Source organism: Candidatus Neomarinimicrobiota bacterium, assembly GCA_018651745.1.
Lineage (GTDB): Bacteria > Fidelibacterota > Marinisomatia > Marinisomatales > TCS55 > JAAZYX01.
Genome location: JABIDL010000009.1, coordinates 56,503 through 75,747, shown reverse-complemented (window position 1 = coordinate 75,747; position 19,245 = coordinate 56,503). Strand labels below are relative to the sequence as shown.

At 38.2% G+C, this 19,245-nt stretch carries 19 protein-coding genes; 7 read left to right on the top strand and 12 right to left on the bottom strand.

From position 1 onward, the window contains the following. Positions 1-340 (bottom strand): helix-turn-helix transcriptional regulator (locus HOD97_01075; GenBank protein ID MBT4280202.1); only part of this gene is annotated, 340 nt, incomplete at its 3' end. A gap of 76 nt (positions 341-416) precedes the next feature. Between HOD97_01075 and HOD97_01070 the strand changes: the two genes are divergently transcribed. The 7 genes from HOD97_01070 to HOD97_01040 all read left to right on the top strand — a co-directional run bounded on the left by HOD97_01070 (position 417) and on the right by HOD97_01040 (position 9,307). Then, positions 417-977, top strand: a complete 561-nt coding sequence (locus tag HOD97_01070; protein MBT4280201.1) for a molybdenum cofactor guanylyltransferase — start codon at positions 417-419, stop codon at positions 975-977. Between the two features lie 37 nt (positions 978-1,014). After that, complete coding sequence (locus tag HOD97_01065) at positions 1,015-2,499, top strand: aminotransferase class V-fold PLP-dependent enzyme (GenBank protein ID MBT4280200.1); 1,485 nt, start codon at positions 1,015-1,017, stop codon at positions 2,497-2,499. A gap of 86 nt (positions 2,500-2,585) precedes the next feature. Further along, the gene (locus HOD97_01060) at positions 2,586-3,398 is read left to right on the top strand and encodes a TIGR00730 family Rossman fold protein (protein MBT4280199.1); all 813 of its coding nucleotides are present in this window, start codon (positions 2,586-2,588) and stop codon (positions 3,396-3,398) included. Next, positions 3,395-6,391, top strand: a complete 2,997-nt coding sequence (locus HOD97_01055; GenBank protein ID MBT4280198.1) for an amidohydrolase family protein — start codon at positions 3,395-3,397, stop codon at positions 6,389-6,391. Before HOD97_01060 ends, HOD97_01055 begins: the two co-directional genes overlap by 4 nt. After that, the gene (locus tag HOD97_01050; protein ID MBT4280197.1) at positions 6,388-7,716 is read left to right on the top strand and encodes an amidohydrolase family protein; all 1,329 of its coding nucleotides are present in this window, start codon (positions 6,388-6,390) and stop codon (positions 7,714-7,716) included. Before HOD97_01055 ends, HOD97_01050 begins: the two co-directional genes overlap by 4 nt. 22 nt (positions 7,717-7,738) lie before the next feature. Next, complete coding sequence (locus HOD97_01045) at positions 7,739-8,713, top strand: hypothetical protein (GenBank protein MBT4280196.1); 975 nt, start codon at positions 7,739-7,741, stop codon at positions 8,711-8,713. Positions 8,714-8,728: 15 nt separating this feature from the next. Continuing rightward, on the top strand, positions 8,729-9,307 hold the full coding sequence (locus tag HOD97_01040) for a DNA-3-methyladenine glycosylase I (protein MBT4280195.1): 579 nt from the start codon (positions 8,729-8,731) through the stop codon (positions 9,305-9,307). Positions 9,308-9,328: 21 nt separating this feature from the next. Here HOD97_01040 and HOD97_01035 read toward each other — a convergent pair whose 3' ends face one another. From HOD97_01035 to HOD97_00985, 11 genes are all read right to left on the bottom strand, one after another. Next, positions 9,329-11,017 carry a short-chain dehydrogenase gene (locus tag HOD97_01035; GenBank protein ID MBT4280194.1) on the bottom strand — a complete coding sequence of 563 codons (1,689 nt, stop codon included), beginning with the start codon at positions 11,015-11,017 and terminating at the stop codon, positions 9,329-9,331. After that, positions 11,004-11,846: a phosphate butyryltransferase gene (locus HOD97_01030; protein ID MBT4280193.1), complete on the bottom strand. Its 843-nt coding sequence runs from the start codon at positions 11,844-11,846 to the stop codon at positions 11,004-11,006. The genes HOD97_01035 and HOD97_01030 overlap by 14 nt, the downstream gene beginning before the upstream one ends. Continuing rightward, entirely contained in the window at positions 11,843-12,880 is a 1,038-nt protein-coding gene (buk, locus tag HOD97_01025) for a butyrate kinase (protein MBT4280192.1), read from the bottom strand. Before buk ends, HOD97_01030 begins: the two co-directional genes overlap by 4 nt. Positions 12,881-12,895: 15 nt before the next feature. Further along, entirely contained in the window at positions 12,896-13,153 is a 258-nt protein-coding gene (locus HOD97_01020) for a hypothetical protein (protein ID MBT4280191.1), read from the bottom strand. Next, positions 13,141-13,707 carry a 2-oxoacid:acceptor oxidoreductase family protein gene (locus tag HOD97_01015; protein MBT4280190.1) on the bottom strand — a complete coding sequence of 189 codons (567 nt, stop codon included), beginning with the start codon at positions 13,705-13,707 and terminating at the stop codon, positions 13,141-13,143. The genes HOD97_01020 and HOD97_01015 overlap by 13 nt, the downstream gene beginning before the upstream one ends. After that, a complete protein-coding gene (locus HOD97_01010; GenBank protein ID MBT4280189.1) occupies positions 13,704-14,504 on the bottom strand; it encodes a 2-oxoglutarate oxidoreductase in 801 nt (266 codons plus the stop codon). The genes HOD97_01015 and HOD97_01010 overlap by 4 nt, the downstream gene beginning before the upstream one ends. Continuing rightward, entirely contained in the window at positions 14,501-15,592 is a 1,092-nt protein-coding gene (locus tag HOD97_01005; protein MBT4280188.1) for a 3-methyl-2-oxobutanoate dehydrogenase subunit VorB, read from the bottom strand. The genes HOD97_01010 and HOD97_01005 overlap by 4 nt, the downstream gene beginning before the upstream one ends. Continuing rightward, positions 15,589-15,867 carry a ferredoxin family protein gene (locus HOD97_01000; protein MBT4280187.1) on the bottom strand — a complete coding sequence of 93 codons (279 nt, stop codon included), beginning with the start codon at positions 15,865-15,867 and terminating at the stop codon, positions 15,589-15,591. The genes HOD97_01005 and HOD97_01000 overlap by 4 nt, the downstream gene beginning before the upstream one ends. Positions 15,868-16,002: 135 nt before the next feature. Then, entirely contained in the window at positions 16,003-16,479 is a 477-nt protein-coding gene (locus HOD97_00995) for a hypothetical protein (protein ID MBT4280186.1), read from the bottom strand. Further along, complete coding sequence (locus tag HOD97_00990) at positions 16,479-18,620, bottom strand: TonB-dependent receptor (protein MBT4280185.1); 2,142 nt, start codon at positions 18,618-18,620, stop codon at positions 16,479-16,481. The genes HOD97_00995 and HOD97_00990 overlap by 1 nt, the downstream gene beginning before the upstream one ends. Beyond that, positions 18,617-19,216 carry a TetR/AcrR family transcriptional regulator gene (locus HOD97_00985; GenBank protein ID MBT4280184.1) on the bottom strand — a complete coding sequence of 200 codons (600 nt, stop codon included), beginning with the start codon at positions 19,214-19,216 and terminating at the stop codon, positions 18,617-18,619. The genes HOD97_00990 and HOD97_00985 overlap by 4 nt, the downstream gene beginning before the upstream one ends. Positions 19,217-19,245 lie beyond the last annotated feature (29 nt).

Here is a 19,245-nt window from a genome sequence, read left to right as displayed (position 1 = left end):
TTGGTATGCTAAATTCAAAATCCCATTCGCCGGAATCTAGTTTCGCCTGGACTTCGCTCATGCAGTTGAGAATTTTGCTAATAAAATTATTGGCCAAAGAATAAAAATATCGTGTGCCTTCTTGACGAAAAGTAACAATATTTCTATCATACATTACTTTTAAATGTTGACTCACAATGGGTTGTTGCATGTCCAAATCCCTGTGAATTTGTCCTACCGTTTTTTCTCCATCTTCCAAAAATTCCACAATTTTGATGCGATCGGGATGACCCAATGTTTTTAAAACGCGGGCTGCATTTTGAATAAATTCCGGTGAAATTTTTGTTTGGTAACCTACCATAAGGTGGCAAATATAGTGTTTATGCTATATAAAACAAATACTATGTTTCTATGAAAATTATTTTAGAAATTAGGGTATGAATAAATCAACTGTATTTCTCTTAATCGGAGGAAAAAGTGAACGATTTGGTTCGCCCAAATGGAAAGCAATCCTTAATGGGAAATTAGTCTTAGACCATATTTGGGACGCATGCGGTTCATTTGAAAATCAATATATCATAGGAAAAGAAAAACCAGTGGATTTAAAGAAACCTTTCATTCAGGATGCGCTTGAAATGAAAGCGCCCGTCAACGGGCTCTATACAGCGCTAAAAAATACAACGACAGATTGGATTCTACTTCTTTCCTGTGATTTACCCTTAATTACACCAACAGTTTTTGAAAAACTCTGGGAATTAAAATCTGAAACTTGCGATGCAATCGTTCCTACTGCGAACGATAAAACCCAAGTTACTTGTGGATTTTATAACAAGAGGATATTGTCAAAATTGGAATCCGAAATCCAAAATAGTAATTACAGTATATTCAAATTAATGAAAAAATTGAATACAACTTATGTCGATTTTGGAAAGGACAATCAGTTTTTGAATATGAATACGAAAGCAGATTTAGAAAAAATATCATTTTTAATTCATTAAATTTGATTCAATTTTCCATCAATTATATAAGAAAATTATGACACCAACAAAAACGCAACCATCCTTGTTACATAAAGTTCAAAATGACTTTATCGGCTTGGACACTATTTACACTCTAGCTGATGGGCAAAAAACGAAACGAGTTTATTTGGATTCTACTGCTTCAACACTTATGATGGGGAAAGCACACGATTTAGTCGAAAAGTTTTTAGATCATTATGCTAATACTCATAGTCTTCTTCATTTTTCAGCAAAAATTTCAACCACGCAATATGCTTGGGCTCATGAAAGAGTTTTATCTTTTCTCGGTGCCGATCCAGAAATATATACCTGTTTTTTTACCGGAAGTGGTACGACTGCAGGCATTAATCGTCTTGCACGGATTTTTCGAGACTACAGGTCCGGTAAAGACATCGTTTTGGTTTCCATGATGGAACATCATTCCAATGATCTTCCTCATCGGAAACATGCGGGGAAAGTAATTCATATATCTTTGGATAACCACGAATCGGGGCAACCGGGATGTCTAAGTCTCAGCGATTTGGAAAAGAACCTTGATAAATATCAAGATCGGGTAAACTATGTTGCAATTACCGGTATAAGTAACGTGACCGGAATTATTAACCCCATTTATGATATTGCGGAATTAGCACACAGGAATGGTGCATTGGTTTTAATAGATGGCGCACAAACAGCCGCACACATCCCTGTAAAGATGTCTGGACATAGAAATTCAGATCGGAATATTGATGCGTTTGTTTTTTCTGGACATAAAACATATGTACCTGGCGCACCTGGCGTTGTGGTATGTCGCAAAGATATTTTACTTTCTATTGAACCGGAAGAAGTCGGGGGCGGAATGGTAGAAGACGTTTTTATCGACAAATATGTTATTAAAGAATATTTTCCTGATAGAGAAGAAGCTGGCACTCCTAATATTCCTGGTGCGATTGCCTTAGCAACTGCCATTGAAATTATGGATCGAATCGGGATGGATGTAATATATGAAGAAGAAGAAAAATTGGTGAACAATGCTATAAAACGGATGCTCGAAAATTCAGAAATAATCATTTATGGAGAGACTGATGTAACAAAATGTATTCGCGCAGGTTCCATTTCTTTTAATATAAGAGGAATGCACCATGGATTAACCGCGGCTATCCTTAATGATTACTTCAACATTGCCGTTCGAAATGAATGTTTTTGTGCACATCCTTATGTAAAAGAATTAATTTTAGACGATATGCTTGATGCCATTGATGAGATGTCTCAAGATGAAATTGAATCTAAATATAAACTGCTGGCAGGAATGGTAAGAACATCCTTTGGCTTATATAATAAATTGGATGACGTCGATGCCTTAATGAATGCTTTGAACGAAATTGTTTTGAAAAAAGATGAATTTTCTACATTATATCATGTGGATGATACCGGGAATTATGTTCACAAATCTTTTATTATGAAAAATGAAAATAATTTTTCAATTCCAGATATTTTGGAAGGATATTTTGACGCTGAATAAGATGGATTTTGATAGCAGTCCCAAATTGAAAAATTCTATCCTCTATAAGATATTGGTGTAAATTCGCACCCTTTTAAATTAATAATATGCCAGACAATACCCCTAAAGATCGCTTTTATTATAATCTAGATTTTTTAAGTAGCCCCGATGCTAGATCTATTCGGATTATGACGGAGTTCTACGGTCCGTTTCATCGGTTTCGCCGAAATCACATTGCAGATACAATCGTATTCTTTGGATCCGCCCGACTTCAATCACGAGAAAAAGCTCAAGCAGCATTGGATAAAGCACCAAAAAATATTTCACAAAAGAAATTAGACGCAATAAACCATAATCTCGAAATGAGCAAATATTATGAAGATGCTCGTGAACTTGCTAAAAAAATGACCATATGGAGTAAAGGATTAAAATTAAAAAATAAACGTTTTATTATCGCTTCGGGTGGAGGCCCCGGAATCATGGAAGCCGCAAATCGTGGAGCGAGCGAAGCCAAGGGAGTTTCAGTTGGACTTACCATTTCACTTCCAATGGAAGATTCGGGAAATAAATGGATTTCAGACGATTTAAATATCAAGTTTCACTATTTTTTCATGAGAAAGTTTTGGTTCCTGTATCTTGCAAAAGCATTGGTCGTTTTCCCTGGAGGTTTTGGAACATTGGATGAACTCATGGAATTACTTACGCTCATTCAGACCAAAAAAATTATAAAAAAGATTCCGATTGTACTCTATGATTCAACTTTTTGGAATAATGTTATAAACTGGGACTATCTTGTTAAATCCGGGACAATTTCTAAATCTGATTTATCCTTGTTTAAAACATGTGATACAGTTGATCAAGCATATAAATATCTAACCGCACACATCACCAAACACCAGCTTAAAGGTCCAAATTTTTGAAACTAAATTTTCTGCTTCCCTTTATCATTTCATGTGCACTGGCTCAAATTGAACCAGTAAGGGGACTGCGGGATAATCCGCCACGAGTATGGTTTTTGAAAAATGCTGTTGTGCATACCGAACCAGGGAACGTAATAGAAAAAGGTGCCGTACTACTTCGAGGCGGAATTATTCAAGCGGTTGGAACCGGCGTGGCTGTCCCAAGTGATGCCACCATAATCGATCTGGATGGCGCACACATTTATGCAGGATTTATAGAAAGCTGGCTTCCAGTAAAAAGCCCCGACCAAGATGATAATTCAGGTAATGTTCGTGCACATTGGAACCCAAAAGTTCGTGCCGAACGAAACCCTGTAGATTATTTTCAACCGGATAAATCAGATCTTAGAGAATTGCACGAGCTCGGTTTTACCTCCGCTCACATTGTACCTGATGATGGAATTTTTCGAGGTCAATCAGCTCTAGTACAATTGACTGCGAATCCCGTCGCTATTCAGAATACCATCAGCAACATAGTTGCGTTTGAATATGGTGGCTGGGGAGATCCAAATCCACCAAATGCTCTTCTTGGTTGCATCGCACTCATTCGTCAAACATTGTTTGATACAGACTGGTATCAAAAAGCAGTGAAGATATTGGAAGATCATCCTCAAGGGAATGAACCCATTTCTGAAAATTTTTCCTTAGCTTCACTTTCAGAGGCAACGCTTGTTAATCAGCCATTCTTATTTTGGGCAGAAGATGAAAATTACTCGCTCAGGTCAATCGACATTGCAGCAGAATTTGATTTAAACCTTTGGCTTAAGGGAAATGGGTTTGAATATCGCCGACTGACTGAAATTGTTGCGAGCAACCCCTTTATCATTTTACCCATCGATTTTCCCGGGAAACCAGATGTTGCACATCCCTATCGTGCTCTTCAGTATTCTACTGCTCAATTGAGGCATTGGGATTTAGCGCCAGATAATTACAAAAAATTAAGAGATACAAAAGCTTCTATCGCACTTACTTCAGCCGAATTAAAATCCAAAAAGGATTTTAGACAAAATCTTTTCAGAATGATAGAACGCGGTGCAAATAAGCAGGATATTCTTGCTTCCCTAACTACAATCCCAGCGAAGTATATGGGCGTTGGTGACCAAATAGGAAAAATAAAAAAAGGATTTTTAGGAGATCTTGTCATTGTTGATGGTGATTATTTTGATCCGGATTCTGACGTAAGAGCAGTTTGGGTTCGTGGACGGGAGCTTCAATTAAATCCGAAGCCAGCTTTTTTAATTACTGGCAATTGGGCAATGATTCTTGAAAATGACTCATTGAGATTTAAAGTAAGTGGTGAGAAAGGAAATTATTCCGGAGAAATTCAAGTGGATTCTACAACATGGGAAAAAGTTAATCAGCTAGTTCTCGATCAGTCTCGCTTGTCTTTTACTATGGACCTAAATTTTCTTGGTCATCCCGGTCAGCACAGAATGGCCGGACATATTTCCCGTGATAAAATATCAGGGCAATTAACGGATCCATCTGGAGAAATATTGAATATTTCCGGAATAAAAATTTCTGATTCTGAAATGGTGGAAGACCAATCAGATGATCCGGAATTACCCAGCTCTCTGAAAACGCTTTACCCAGATGGAGCCTACGGTTTAGAATTAGAACCTAAAATGCCAAAAAGGATTTTTATCAATGATGCAACATTATGGACTTGTAGTAATAATGGCGTTTTAAAGAACTTTGACATGTTAATTGAAAACGGAAAAATTCTTCGTATCGCCCAAGAGATGACCGTCCCTGCCGGCAATGTTCACTTTATTGAAGGCATTGGAAAACATATAACACCCGGTCTCATTGACTGTCACAGTCATATGGCAGCACTGTCAATTAATGAAGGATCTCAGGCTATTACAGCAGAAGTGCGGATGAAAGATGTAATCGATCCGGATGATATTGCCATGTATCGAGCGCTTGCTGGTGGACTCACAACTATTAATCTTCTTCATGGATCAGCCAATCCAATCGGCGGGCAAAATGCAGTACTTAAATTACGCTGGGGGGAAAATGCGAGAGACCTTCTATTTAAAAATGCTCCTCAGGGAATTAAATTTGCGTTAGGAGAAAATGTAAAACGGTCAAATTGGAACGATCCTACCAATCGATATCCAAAATCGCGTATGGGCGTAGAACAAATTATTCTGGATGGCTTCAGATCTGCAAATGATTACAAGCGACGGTGGGCAAAATATCATCGAGACAGCCAAAATCGCCGAACAAAAATTCCACCCCGCATTGACTTAGAACTGGAAGCGTTAATTGAAATAATGGAAGGTGATCGTTTATTACATTGTCATTCATATAGGCAAGACGAAATACTAATGCTGACTCGAATTGCGGAACAATTTGGATTTACTATCGCCACCTTTCAGCATGTGTTGGAAGGATACAAAGTTGCTGAGCGACTGAAAGAACACGGCGCCGGAGCATCAACTTTTTCGGACTGGTGGGCATATAAGTTCGAAGTTATTGATGCGATTCCCTTTAACGGTACGCTTATGGAAAATGTGGGTGTCAATGTTTCCTTTAATTCAGACAGTGACGAATTGGCGCGCAGAATGAATACGGAAGGATCAAAGGGTATTAAATACGGTGGCTTATCTGAAGAGGACGCATTAAACCTTGTAACAATTAATCCAGCGAGGCAGTTAAAAATTGACGAATGGGTTGGTTCACTCGAACCTGGAAAAGATGCGGATTTTGTGGTCTGGAATGGTCATCCCTTGTCAACCTATACTTCCTGCGAAGAAACTTGGATTGAAGGAAGACAGTATTTTTCAAAAGAAAATGATATCCATTTACGAATACGTGATGAAAATATTCGTAATGAATTGGTTCAAAAGATTTTAGAGGATTCCAAGTCAACATCAGAAAATTCGGAACCCGACGAAGAAGAAAAAGAATCATATTCTTGCACTCACCATCAAGAAAATATCCGATGAATTATAAGATTAATTTTGTTCTAATTAATTTTCTATTTGCAGCAACAAATCTGTCAGGATCTGATCAAATTCCTGCTCCGGTTCAAGATCATCCCATTTTATTAAAGGGCGGGATTATTCATACTGTAGCCGGTGAGATCCTTTCTAACTATGATCTTCTGTTTGAGGATGGGATAATTCAAAAAATTGAAAAGAATATTGTTCCCGCACCTAATATGGAAGTTATTCGAGTTGGTGGGAAACGAATTTACCCGGGATTTATTGCCGGCATTAGTACTATCGGAATGATGGAAGTTTCTGCAGTTAGAGCTTCGGTAGACCATTCAGAAACGGGGAATCTTAATCCCAACGTTCGCGCAAATGTAGCTTATAACCCGGATTCCGAATTGATTCCTGTTTCGCGTTCCAATGGTGTACTTGTGGCAAATGTTTCACCGCAATCAGGATTGATTTCAGGACAATCATCACTTATGATGCTGGATGGATGGACTTGGGAAAATGCAACGCTAAATCATCCTACAGCTCTTCACATTACTTGGCCATCAATGAAGATTCATACTGGGAAAGACGCCAAACGTAAGGAAGAACAAATCGATGAGCGGCAAAAAAAACTAATGAATCTAGATAATCTATTCAAAGATGCGCGAGCATATGCAAAAATCCACAGGAACCCAAGCAAGCAAGCGACTCAAAAACAATATCATGATCTCAAGTATGAAAGCATGATTCCTTTTGTTTTAGGTGAAAAACCCCTTTTTATACAGGCAAATGATATAAGGCAAATTGAAGCGGCAGTACATTGGGCAGACGCACAAAATCTTAAAGCTGTCATTGTGGGCGGGAAAGATGCTTGGAGAACAACAGATCTTTTAAAACTTAAAAATGTACCGGTAATCCTTGGAAGTATTTTATCGCTTCCGTCCCGGAGGTTTGAAGATTATGATCAACCATACAAAAATCCTTTGCTTCTATATAAATCCGGAGTCGAATTTTGCATTGGTGGTGGCGGTCGATTTGGTGCATCATTTCAGCGTAACCTTCCATATCATGCTGCTATGGCAGTTGCTTTTGGTCTTCCCATGAAAGAAGCACTCAAATCTATCACACTAAATGTCGCTAAAATATTGGGCGTTGGTGATCAGCTTGGATCCATTGAAATTGGAAAGGATGCAACATTATTTATTTCTGATGGGGACCCATTGGATATTAGAACTAACATTATCCAATGTTTCATTCAAGGAAAGAAAATTGATATGTCGGATCGGCATAAAATGCTCTATGAGAAATATCAAAAAAAATATCAGCAATTAAACCTCTTGGATTAAACTTCATTTTCGGTCTAATAATTTGTTCCCTGCACCCAATCCAACAGCGGATATTATTCAAGCAACGGGTAGAGAGTTAGCTTATTTACATACAAAAAATGTTGAATTCACAGAAACACCCGTCATTCCTGATGATAAACATTTTGATCTAATTTCAATTCATAACAATCATCTTGAACCTAGGGAATGGCGACATGACCGAACAAAAATAATTGCATCCCTATTAGAAAAATGTCTTGTAAATATATCAGATAATATAAATGTCACTTTATTAATCTGCGTACATGATAAATACGACGGTGAGCATTCTAATTATCCTATTTTTTCCTTTGGGAAATGCGCAAGCAAACGACCAGACATTATTCAAATTCCGTCGCTCTACCTATTAGACGGAACGGTGAGGCGAAGATGTAAAAAAACACTAAAGGTCGATCCACCGTTCCAGATAAAAAGAGGAAGTGTTTGCTTTTACGGTGCGAGTACAGGCGATCTCAACACAGACAAAAATCAGCGCATTCAAGCAGCGCTTTGGGCGCAGGATAGAAAAAACATGGTTATCAAAATTACCAACTGGTGCCAAGGTGCTGATAACCATTTAAAATCCAAAGGATTTGGGAAGCAGATTCCAAAAATATCTAAAAAATCTAAATCAATCCGTCGACAACTTTGGTATAAATATCTGTTAAATATTGACGGAAATAGTACTTCGTGGGATAGATTTATTTGGCAACTATATTCTAACAGTTTATCTTTAAAACTAGATTCTCAACAGACTGAATTTTGGTATCCTTTTCTTGAAGATCGGCAAAACTATGTTTCAGTGAATTTGGATAATATAGATAATGTGGTGAATTATTATAATAAAAACAAAAAAAACGCAATAACAATTAATCGCCAATCAAAATCGCTAGTAAAGGATTGGTTATTAAATCCTGATTTCCTGAATTCTTATTTGAGTCATTTATTAATTCAATTGTCCGATAAATTTTCTAACTAACTATTTATCTAAATTATGATTCGCTGTCCTTGGCCAAACACAAATCCTACCATGGTGAAATATCATGATGAAGAATGGGGCGTGCCACTATTTGACGATCTAAAACTCTTTGAATTTATAGTATTAGATGGATTTCAGGCTGGGCTAAGCTGGGCGATTATCTTAAATAAAAGAGAAACAATGCGATCTGCATTTGATGAATTTAATCCGGAAATAATCGCCGAATATTCTAAATCAAAAATTAAATTTCTTCTTCAGGATTCAGGTATTATCCGCAATAAATTAAAGGTTCGAGCAACTGTAACTAACGCAAGGAGTTTTCTTGAAATACAAAATCATCATAGATCATTTTCAGATTATATCTGGCAGTTTACTGATCATAAAACAATTATTAATGAATGGGCAAATGAAAGCCAGATACCAACCTCAACAGACGAATCTGATGCTATGAGCAACCAATTGAAGAAAGACGGATTTAAGTTTGTAGGAACAACTATTTGCTACGCCTTCATGCAGGCAGCGGGGATGGTGAATGATCATCTTACATCCTGCTTTAGGTTCAAACAGATTTCGAATTCAATTCAACACCCATAATTGATTCTGTGCAATTTATCCTCAACTCTTAAACCGTATGCCATCATCTTCATGCATGAATATCCAAGCAGCAACTTTTCCAATGTTAAGTTGTTGATCTAAATCCCAATGTTGTCGACCGTGCGTGAACCGAGAACTTGAATCTTCCTCTGATAATCCTTGAACCCATTCTAAAATATTTTCCATCCGTTTCTTCCACTTTACCATATTTTCTTGCCGTAAATCTATCCATCCTGCATTAGCCCAACGATTGATATTGTCAATATCCGCCACAAGGTTGTGTCCTTCCTCGGATGTGGGAATTTTTACTACCGGACCACGCAATAAACTTTTTCCATCCTTTAAAAGGATCGGAATACCAATAGAAAGAGCATGTGAACGCAATTTTTGATCATTTTTAATCTGGGTTTCCACTTTTTCTGCCAAATCGGTTTCATCAAGAACGGTAACACACTTAAGATCTCCGCAGACTTTACTAAGTAAATGAGCTTCGTAAAGAATTTTCGATAACCGTGGAGGCCCCAATATTTCGAAGGCAACGCTATCTGATGCGTGCTTCTTTTTAAGATTATCCATCTGACTTAGCGCTTGATGACGCATATACCCTGCACGATATGTCGGTCCCATAATGGAGTTATCTAGAGCATTAATAATGTCGTGTCCAGTGCTGTCACCGAGAATTTCTAATATAACATTAGTTGCAATTTCTTCCGGTGTAACAAATTCCATTTGGCCTACGGCTGTAATCGTTTCAAACTCTCCAGATGAAAATGTGCCATTTTCGCCAGAGTCAATGTAAACGGACTTCAAATTTTCTTCTAAATCATCCCACTTTTTCTCACCAACTCTAGAAAACAAATCGTTAATGGTTTCTGCATTTTCAAAGGTACAGTCATACAAAGGTATGAATTGCCCTCGTTTTTTAATTTCCCCGTAATGGATGCCTTTCCACGCAATGGCGGCGGCAGGTTTAATTTCTTTGCAAATTGGCCCACCTGGAGTACGACCCATCAGAAAAAGTAACATGGTATGGGCACCGGCTAATGACGATTTGCTCAACAAAACACGAGAAGGCCGTTCTTCGCTATGTGTATAGGGAATGTTTAATCCCATTCCGCCCGTTCCGGTAGTACCGATCTTAATGTAAACTGATGTTTTATTTTTCAGCATACTGGTATGTAGAATTTGAATATGTCGAATAATCTGTGGAATGTAGAGTGTAGTTAACATTTTCTCCACCTGAGCACGGTCGATGTGTTGATCTTTAGATTTTAGGCTATCTTGTAGCTGATAATAACTTTGGTACACATCTTGATATGCAAGCGCCGTTGATGTGTTGATTGAATCAATAATGATATTCGGTTTATGAATACTGATTACTTGGTGTAAGAAAGAATGTCCCAGCATCTCAGGTGTAAATGCTTCAAGATTATCTGCTAAAAGTTTCTGTCGGCTAATTTCATTATTTAATAATTCTGAACGGTCAAGATTTTTTAATTCATCCCGAACAAATACATTTCCCCACTCAGGATGATAAGTAATTTTAGGATAAGCTTCAGACATTTCCTGACACACTTCTCGAGATTCCTCCTCTAACAAGGATAGGATTACAACTTTCCGAGGATTGTATGTACTAATGTGTTGAAGAATAGCAGAACCGACTAAACCAGAACCACCTAACAGCAATATATCGCGATTATGAATATCCATTTTTTTCTCCTAAGGAAAGTAATGCACCTAATGATAGTGAATTAAAACGTGAGTTTTCATCGTCCGCTCGGGACAATAAAACAATTGGCACCTGCGCTCCAACCACCACACCTCCGACCTTGGCATGACCCAATGATGATAATGCTTTAACAATATGGTTAGTAGCAGTAATGGAAGGTCCTACAAAAATATTCGTTTTCCCTGCAATAGCTGAATCTATGCTTTTTCGAGCTGCTGCATTAACAGAAAGAGCCACATCAAGTGCTATTGGCCCCTCCACGGTAAAATCCTTTCTCTCAGAAAAATGATCGCAGATATCCCAAGCCAGTTGGGTTTCCGGTAATTCAGGTACTACTTTTTCCACGAGGGTTAACATAGATACATTTGGGCAGCTATTCCCAAGTACAGCTGAAACCTGAAGGGCATTTTCGATAATCTGAATTATAATTATTTTATCTAAAACAATATTTACACCACCATCAGTCCAAAGCATCAAATGTGCATAGGTAGGTGTTTCCACTACCGCCACGTGCGATAAACGTCCGTGAATGGAAAGCCCGTTTTTCTCAAGAACAGCTTTCAGCAATACAGATGTGCTCAAGTCTCCTTTCATTATCATGTTACAGATCCTTTTTTTCACTGCAACAACTGCTTGCCGCGCAGCTTCTAAAGGGGAATCATCTCGGAAATAATACGGATCAATCCAACCTTGTTGTTGGGCCTTTTTTACTGATCTCAGCAACGAATCATCTTTAGGTTGAACGATTGCAACAGTCACCGGGCCTTGACCTTTTAAAACCATTTCAATTTCTTTAAAAGACGCAATCATTGATAAATTTTAGCTTGTTCTGAATGATTTAAAACTCTTTCTGCACCGCTAGCTAAAGCTTCCAACTCAAATGAGCCGGGATACACCGTAATATCTCCGGCAAAAGAAATGCGCTCTTTAAGGTTATTTACAAAATGTTCAGATTGGGTAAGCCCACCTGTAAGTATGATACCGTCACATTGGCCCTTCAGCACGGCTAAACATGCACCCATTTCCTTAGAAATTTGGTATAACATTCCGTCGAAAACTAGTTGAGCCTGAGAATCATTTTTTTGAAGGCGTTTCTCAATTTCGCGGAAGTCGTTGGTTCCCAAATACCCGGCTAAACCGCTTTCCTTCGTTAATAATTTTTCAGATTCTTTTTGGCTCAATTTGCGATTGTACGCCAAAGAAAGAATACTCGCCAAGGGTAATGCTCCAGCCCGTTCCACTGAAAATGGTCCCATACCCAGCAATGCATCGTTTACGTCGATTATTTTCCCACCAACTACAGCCGCAATGGAAAAACCACTTCCAAAGTGGCAGATAATGAAACGTCCATCTTTGGATTCAAGATTATTATCGTTGCATTGTTTGTAGTAACAATACTTAATGTTTAGGGCATGACTTCGACTTTTGCGCTCTATGCCGGGAACGCCGGAAATTCGAGCAACAGGTGGGAAGTCATCACTGGTGATCGGATCTACTATAAAGGCAGAAACAGACCATTTTTGGGCGATTGGAAAGGCAAGAAGGGCGCCCAAATTAGATGCATGAATCCCATATTCACCTATTCTTAAATCTGTTAACATTTTTTCAGAAATCTTGTAAACACCACTAACTAAAGGTTTTAATAAACCACCGCGAGATACAACGGCATCTAATTGCTCAATACCTATATAGGGTTTAATACAATCATTTCGAAATGTTAGTTGATCAATAATATTTTCAGATAAATCTTCTGAGGTGTGGTCAAACTTATGAATCCATATTGAATTATTATTTTCGAAATAACCTACTTCTGTGGAAGTTGACCCGGGATTAATCGCGAATATAAAGAAAACGTACTCCTAATGACCACTTTCAAAAGAATCTAAAATACCTTGGACAGAAAACCGACTAGCGCGGACTTCTTCCAGTTTATTTTTTAATTCATGATAATGCATTTCTTCCATTGTAGCGAGTGCAATTAAAAATGATTTTACATCAGGGTCAAAAGCCTTTTTTGATGCTTTAAGATAAAAACCGGCAGCATGCTCATCTTCATTCATAGCGTATTCAAGAATTTCTTCTATCGTTGTATTGTTTTTGATAATTAATGGGTCCATGGTAGTGCAGATATTTTATCTTTAATTAATTCCTGTCCGCGTTGTAGCGTTTTTTGATTTAATGGTATCAAATGATGATGCCTAGGAGGCAAAACCTTTTTCAATGCTTTAATTACCGATTGACTTGAAACCACCGGTAAGATTTTTAAAACTGACCCAAGCATAATCATGTTCATACCTTTTTTATTGTTTAGTTTAGCTGCTTCTTGGGTTGCAGAAACGCTGAAGGTAGATATATCCTGTCGAGTAGGTGTTTTTAAAATTTGATTAGATTCATAAAGTAGGTGGCCATTCGTTTTTACCCTGTCTTCAAATTTTTCAAGTGATGGCTGATTTAGTACTACTGCCAAATCAAAAACGTTGATTATTGGCGAACTAATGTTCTGATCTGAAATAATAATGGTACAATTGGCTGTACCTCCACGCATTTCAGGTCCGTAACTTGGCATCCATGATACTTCTTTCCCTTCAATCATTCCAGCATATGCAAGAGTCATTCCAAGAGAAAGAACACCTTGTCCTCCAAATCCGGCAATTACTATTTCAGTTTTCATTTTGATTCTTTTTTGGGAAAAGGTTTTAAATCTCCCAGAGGATAGTGATTAAAAATATGGTCATTCAGCCACTGATTGGATTCCACAGGTGTCATTTTCCAACCCGAAGGGCAATTGGATATAATTTCAATAAAACATACACCGTTGCCACCTTCCAATTGGTATTTGATCGAATTCAAAATAGCCCGCTTTGATTTTCGCACCGATTTTGCAGTGTCCACCGCTTGACGTGTTACAAACGCAGCACCGGGAAGTCTGACAATTAAATCCGTAATATTCAAAGGATGACCATGTTGATCAAAATCTCTTCCTTCCGGTGTGGTGGAAGTGATGGAACCTTCTAATGTTGTTGGTGCCATTTGTCCGCCGGTCATACCATAGATTCCATTATTAATAAATACCATTAAAATATTCTCGCCACGATTAACAGTATGAATAGTTTCAGCGGTTCCTATTGCGGCAAGGTCTCCATCACCCTGATATGAGAAAACAATATTATCTGGTAACATGCGTTTGATTCCTGTAGCAACTGCAGTAGCTCGACCGTGGGCGGCCTCCTGCATATCAATATCCATGTAATTGTAAGCAAATACTGAACAGCCAACCGGTGCCACGCCAATAGTTTTTCCTTGAATATCCAATTCCTGAATCGTTTCCATGAGCAATCTGTGGACCACAGAATGCCCACACCCGGGGCAATAATGCATTGTGGTATCTGTTAGAGTGCTAGGGCGGTTCCAGACTAAGTCTAGATCGTCAAGATATGCGCACTGAATCCCTTCTTGCGTGACAGTCATGAGATAGTTTGTTTCAGTTTAGAATGATACACCTGTTTTACCCGGTTTGCTATTTCATCAGGTTGAGGAATTACTCCGCCCATTCGGCCATAAAAATATACCGGGACTTTCCCGTTTACAGCTAAACGGACATCTTCTACCATTTGACCCGCATTCATTTCGACGGTCATAATTGCTTGCACATTTTCCGCAATTTCAGCTAAAGCCAGGCTAGGGAAAGGAAATAATGTCTGAGGTCGTAATAAGCCCACCTTTATCCCTTCTTCCCTTACAAGTTCCACCGCTTTGTGAGCCACACGTGCGGTCAAACCAAAAGCCACCAGCAAAAAATCAGCATCATCAATCTGGATAGACTCAAACATCACCTCATTGGCAGTTATATCCCGATATTTTTCCTGAAGATTGTTGTTAATTTTTTCCATTTTCTGTGGTTCAAGATGAAGGGTCGTAATAATGTGACGATCCTCATCCATTTGCTTTCCTCGTGTTGCCCAATCTGAGTGGTCAATTCTATTTTTTTTAGGATCATAATCCGGAAAAATCACTGGTTCCATCATTTGCCCCAACGCACCATCGGCTAAGATTAATACAGGGTTGCGATAACGGTCAGCTGCATCAAATCCCTTGAAAACAAAATCAGCCATTTCCTGCACACTATTCGGAGCATATACCAAAAGGCGGTAGTCTCCATGCCCCCCGCCCTTTACTGCTTGGAAATAATCTCCCTGAGCTGGTTGGATTGTTCCTAATCCCGGACCTCCCCGAACTACATTTACCAATAGGCAAGGCAATTCAGCGCAGGCAATGTAGGAAACACCTTCTTGCATGAGACTGTATCCCGGACTACTGGTGCTAGTCATCACACGTTCACCAGTGCCAGCAGCGCCGTATACCATATTGATAGAGGCCACCTCACTTTCAGCCTGAATAAATACACCTCCACGATTATTCAAATGCAATGACATATATTCTAAAATCTCCGATTGGGGTGTAATCGGATAACCAAAGTAGCCCTTACAACCAGCAATGATTGCAGCTTCCGCCAATGCTTCATTCCCTTTCATTAGCATTTTTTTATTTGTTTTCATAGTGGGATATGTTCATTCACAGCGATTGTATCAATAGCTGATAATTGTTTCTTGGATTTACTTTCTCGATAAACCGCAATGATAGCTTCAGGACAGATCAAAGCACAGTTTGTACATCCGGTGCAAGTATCTTCTAAGAGGATGGCATAGTGATATCCACTTGGATTCAATTTTTTGGAAAGTCCCATGCATTCTTGTGGGCATTCGACTATGCAAAGTTCGCAACCTTTGCATTTATCAAAATTAATAACGATTGATCCTTTAACTTTAGGCATAATAAAGACTTTAAGATGTATATATCCTGTATTGTAATTTACAGCATTATAGTGATTATTTCCAACGAAATTGAATTAAAATCCTGAAGGAAAACCGATTTTCCGGCCTTCTTTCAAAGACATTTAATCAAACAATTACTGTGTGCTTGTTGCCAAATCTAAATTAGAATTAAAATCAAGTTCTGAGAGTTCTGCATTATCCACTGATAGCACAAGTGAGTCAGCATCCATAAAATAAGCTTGAGTAGTAGCGCCATACGCTCCGAGTATATGTTGATTTGTCATTGGGCTAGTATCAGTAGGGTCCAGCCAGGATACCGCAATGGACTTATACGTTCCAAACGCAACTTCTTCAAATAAATAACTATATTGATTTGAACTGAGCTCTGCAGATGTTATTGCAGTGTAAGCATATGGCGCACCGGTTGGCGGCCAATTGGTTTGAAGGGAAATGCTGACATCCCCAGTATCTGGCCAAATGCCGGAAAAAGTAACGGTGCCGGATATGGTTGCACTTTCGGGATCAGGATCGGTTACATTTTCATCGCATGCTATTGAAAAAAATAAAACTGAGGCTAAAGAAAATGCAGTTAAGTTAGTTATGAGTTTCATTATTGTTCCTTTATCTTTTTGGTTAAGGTGAAATACCAGGTACGTCCCGGCATTGGGAAATCTTGAATAAGTTCATATTTGGTATCCGAAAGATTTGAAATTCGAATAGATCCTTGAAAAGAACCAACCGCTCCTGAAAAAATAATTTCCGGGATTATTGTAGCGGGCAACTCGCGAATTGGAAAAACAATTTTACCATCCACTGATTCATAATCATGGCTTAAAAAATCCTCATATAATTGTTTTGACCAAGCTTTGGAGCCTAACCGAAATTTAAGTTTTTTAAAAGAGTAACTAATATGTATCTGCCCACGATGTTCCGAGCGATATAAAATAGGATCACCACTTCGATCCGACATATTCAAATACGAGTAATTTCCATTGATATCCAAAGCACCAAATAAAGACCATTTAAATTGATATTCTCCTCCGAACCCGGTAACGCCTTTCCTATTAACTGCTCTCACTGGTACATTGTACACAAAATCAATCATATTCTCATACCGATTGCGAAACACTGAAACACTCCAATACCAAGATTTGCTGTGTGGGTGCTCATACATAACCTCAAAAGCCTGCACCTTCTCGGGCAAAACGGATGGATTCCCCTGCAGTGTAAGACCATATGAACTGGTATGATTCAAATACAATTCTGATAAAGATGGTGCCCGGAACCCTTCGCTATACGCTATTGTAAATGCACGTTTTTCCTTCATCGTGTACATTAGATTTATTTTGGGTGACCAGTGTTTATAAATTCTTTTTTGATAATTGCCACCCGGATCAGACCTGCGATAATCATACCGAAGCCCTGAGCCTAAACTCCAACCATTACCGATCGAGTATTTTGTTTGAATAAATCCTCCTAAAGATAATTGAATAGGTGAATCATAAATTGGGTTAAATACTGATACTTTCGATCTACTCCAATCCACATCGGTACCGGTCATGAAGATCCATCGTGCCCATTTGGTGATCAACATTTCTGACCTCAGTCCGATGCTCAAATCATCATATTCCCTGTTACCTTCTTTTTCTGTAGCATCATCACGATCATAATAATGGGTGTCAAATTTGTTAATATATACGGAGTGTGACATGGACACACCGTTCTTAATGGGATAAAACCCATGACCCTGAACATATTGAGATATACGTTTTGATTTACGATAGGAAGGTATGCTTGAAAAACCTGGGTGCCCTACATCGGAATAAGAATAAATATGACTTAACCTGTAAGATCGACCTTTTTGATTTCCGTATCGTGCAAAAGTTCTGACTCTGGTAATTTTATCATCAGCGTTAAAACGATGGCCTTCAGATGAACGCGCCATGATATTAAATCCATAGTTCCAGTTTCCTTTTTGATTACCATGAGTTAAACCGATTTGTCCCGTATTAAAAGCTCCACCAGAAAATCTTAAGATATTATTTAATGATTTATGATCGGTAATCAAATTGATAACACCGCCCATAGAATTATGCCCGTATTGCGCTGAAGCCGGACTATTGTCAATTTCTATACGCCGAACGCTCTCTAATGGAAGCGAATTCCAGTCAGGTGCCCCACTATTGGGGATTTGGATGGGAAATCCGTCAAGCAGTACTAGTACGCGGTTATTATAACCTCCTGGCTTGTAATCGGACGACCCCCGGATAGATACATTTACGTTTCGACCATTAGAATGAGCGAATTGAACATCCACGCCTGGCAAAGTCCGTAAAATATCTGAAATGGAATTTTTTTGAGATTCAATAATTTCATTTTTAGAAATGATATCAACCGATTCGTACCCAAGCCGTGTAGAAAAAACACCCTGTACATTTATTTCATCGAATTCAAGAATGGTTGATTCCATATCAATAAGGATATCAGAAATATCAATTTTTAAATCGAATTCTTTAATGATAGGCTTGAAGCCAATCATAGAAAATTCAAGCGCATATAATTTATTATCAAGATTTAGATGAAACTTCCCATATGGATCAGAAACCGCACCTAAGGAAGTGCCGAGAACAGAAATATTCACATTTGGGATTACTTTATTTGTCCCTTTATCTATAATTGTTCCAGAAATTTTTGCAGCATAAATAGAAGATATTATAATAAGTGTTAATAAAATAAAGCGTCGAAAAATCATGATTGATTTGGGTCTGCAATTAATTGGTTCAATAATGTTTCAATATCATCACTGGTGATATTTTTATTTTGTTCACCCATAAAAATGAGTCCTACAAATAGACCACCAATAGCTTTAAACATGAGGTCGGAATCCAATTGCGGAAATTGACCTAACGCTATTCCCTTTTCTAGTAACTCTTTTAGCGAAGTATAAAGCCTTTGCTGGTAAGATTTCCATATTGGTTTTTTTTCCTCAAGGCTCATGATTGTTTTTGGTGCATTGAATAAAAATTCGTATTCATTTCTATTATTTTGTGTTTTCTGTGCAAGTATGGTAAGAATTTTGATAAAAGATTCCCGAGGATTTTTGTCAGAAAGAAAATCGTCTTCCAAGCTTTTCCATAATGCTGTCCACCCTCTATCTAGGATGCTGGAGAATACTTCTTCTTTTGAACGGAAATAATAATATAGTGTCGCTTTTCCAAAATCCGAAACACGGGCAATTTCATCCATAGTTGTTCCATTAAGTCCATTTTCGTGGAAGACAGTTAAGGCGCCGTCTAATATTTGTTTTTTTCGAAATTCCCGTTCTTTTTCTTGTCGCTTTGTTACCATATAAACTCTCTATTTTTAATTTCGACTCA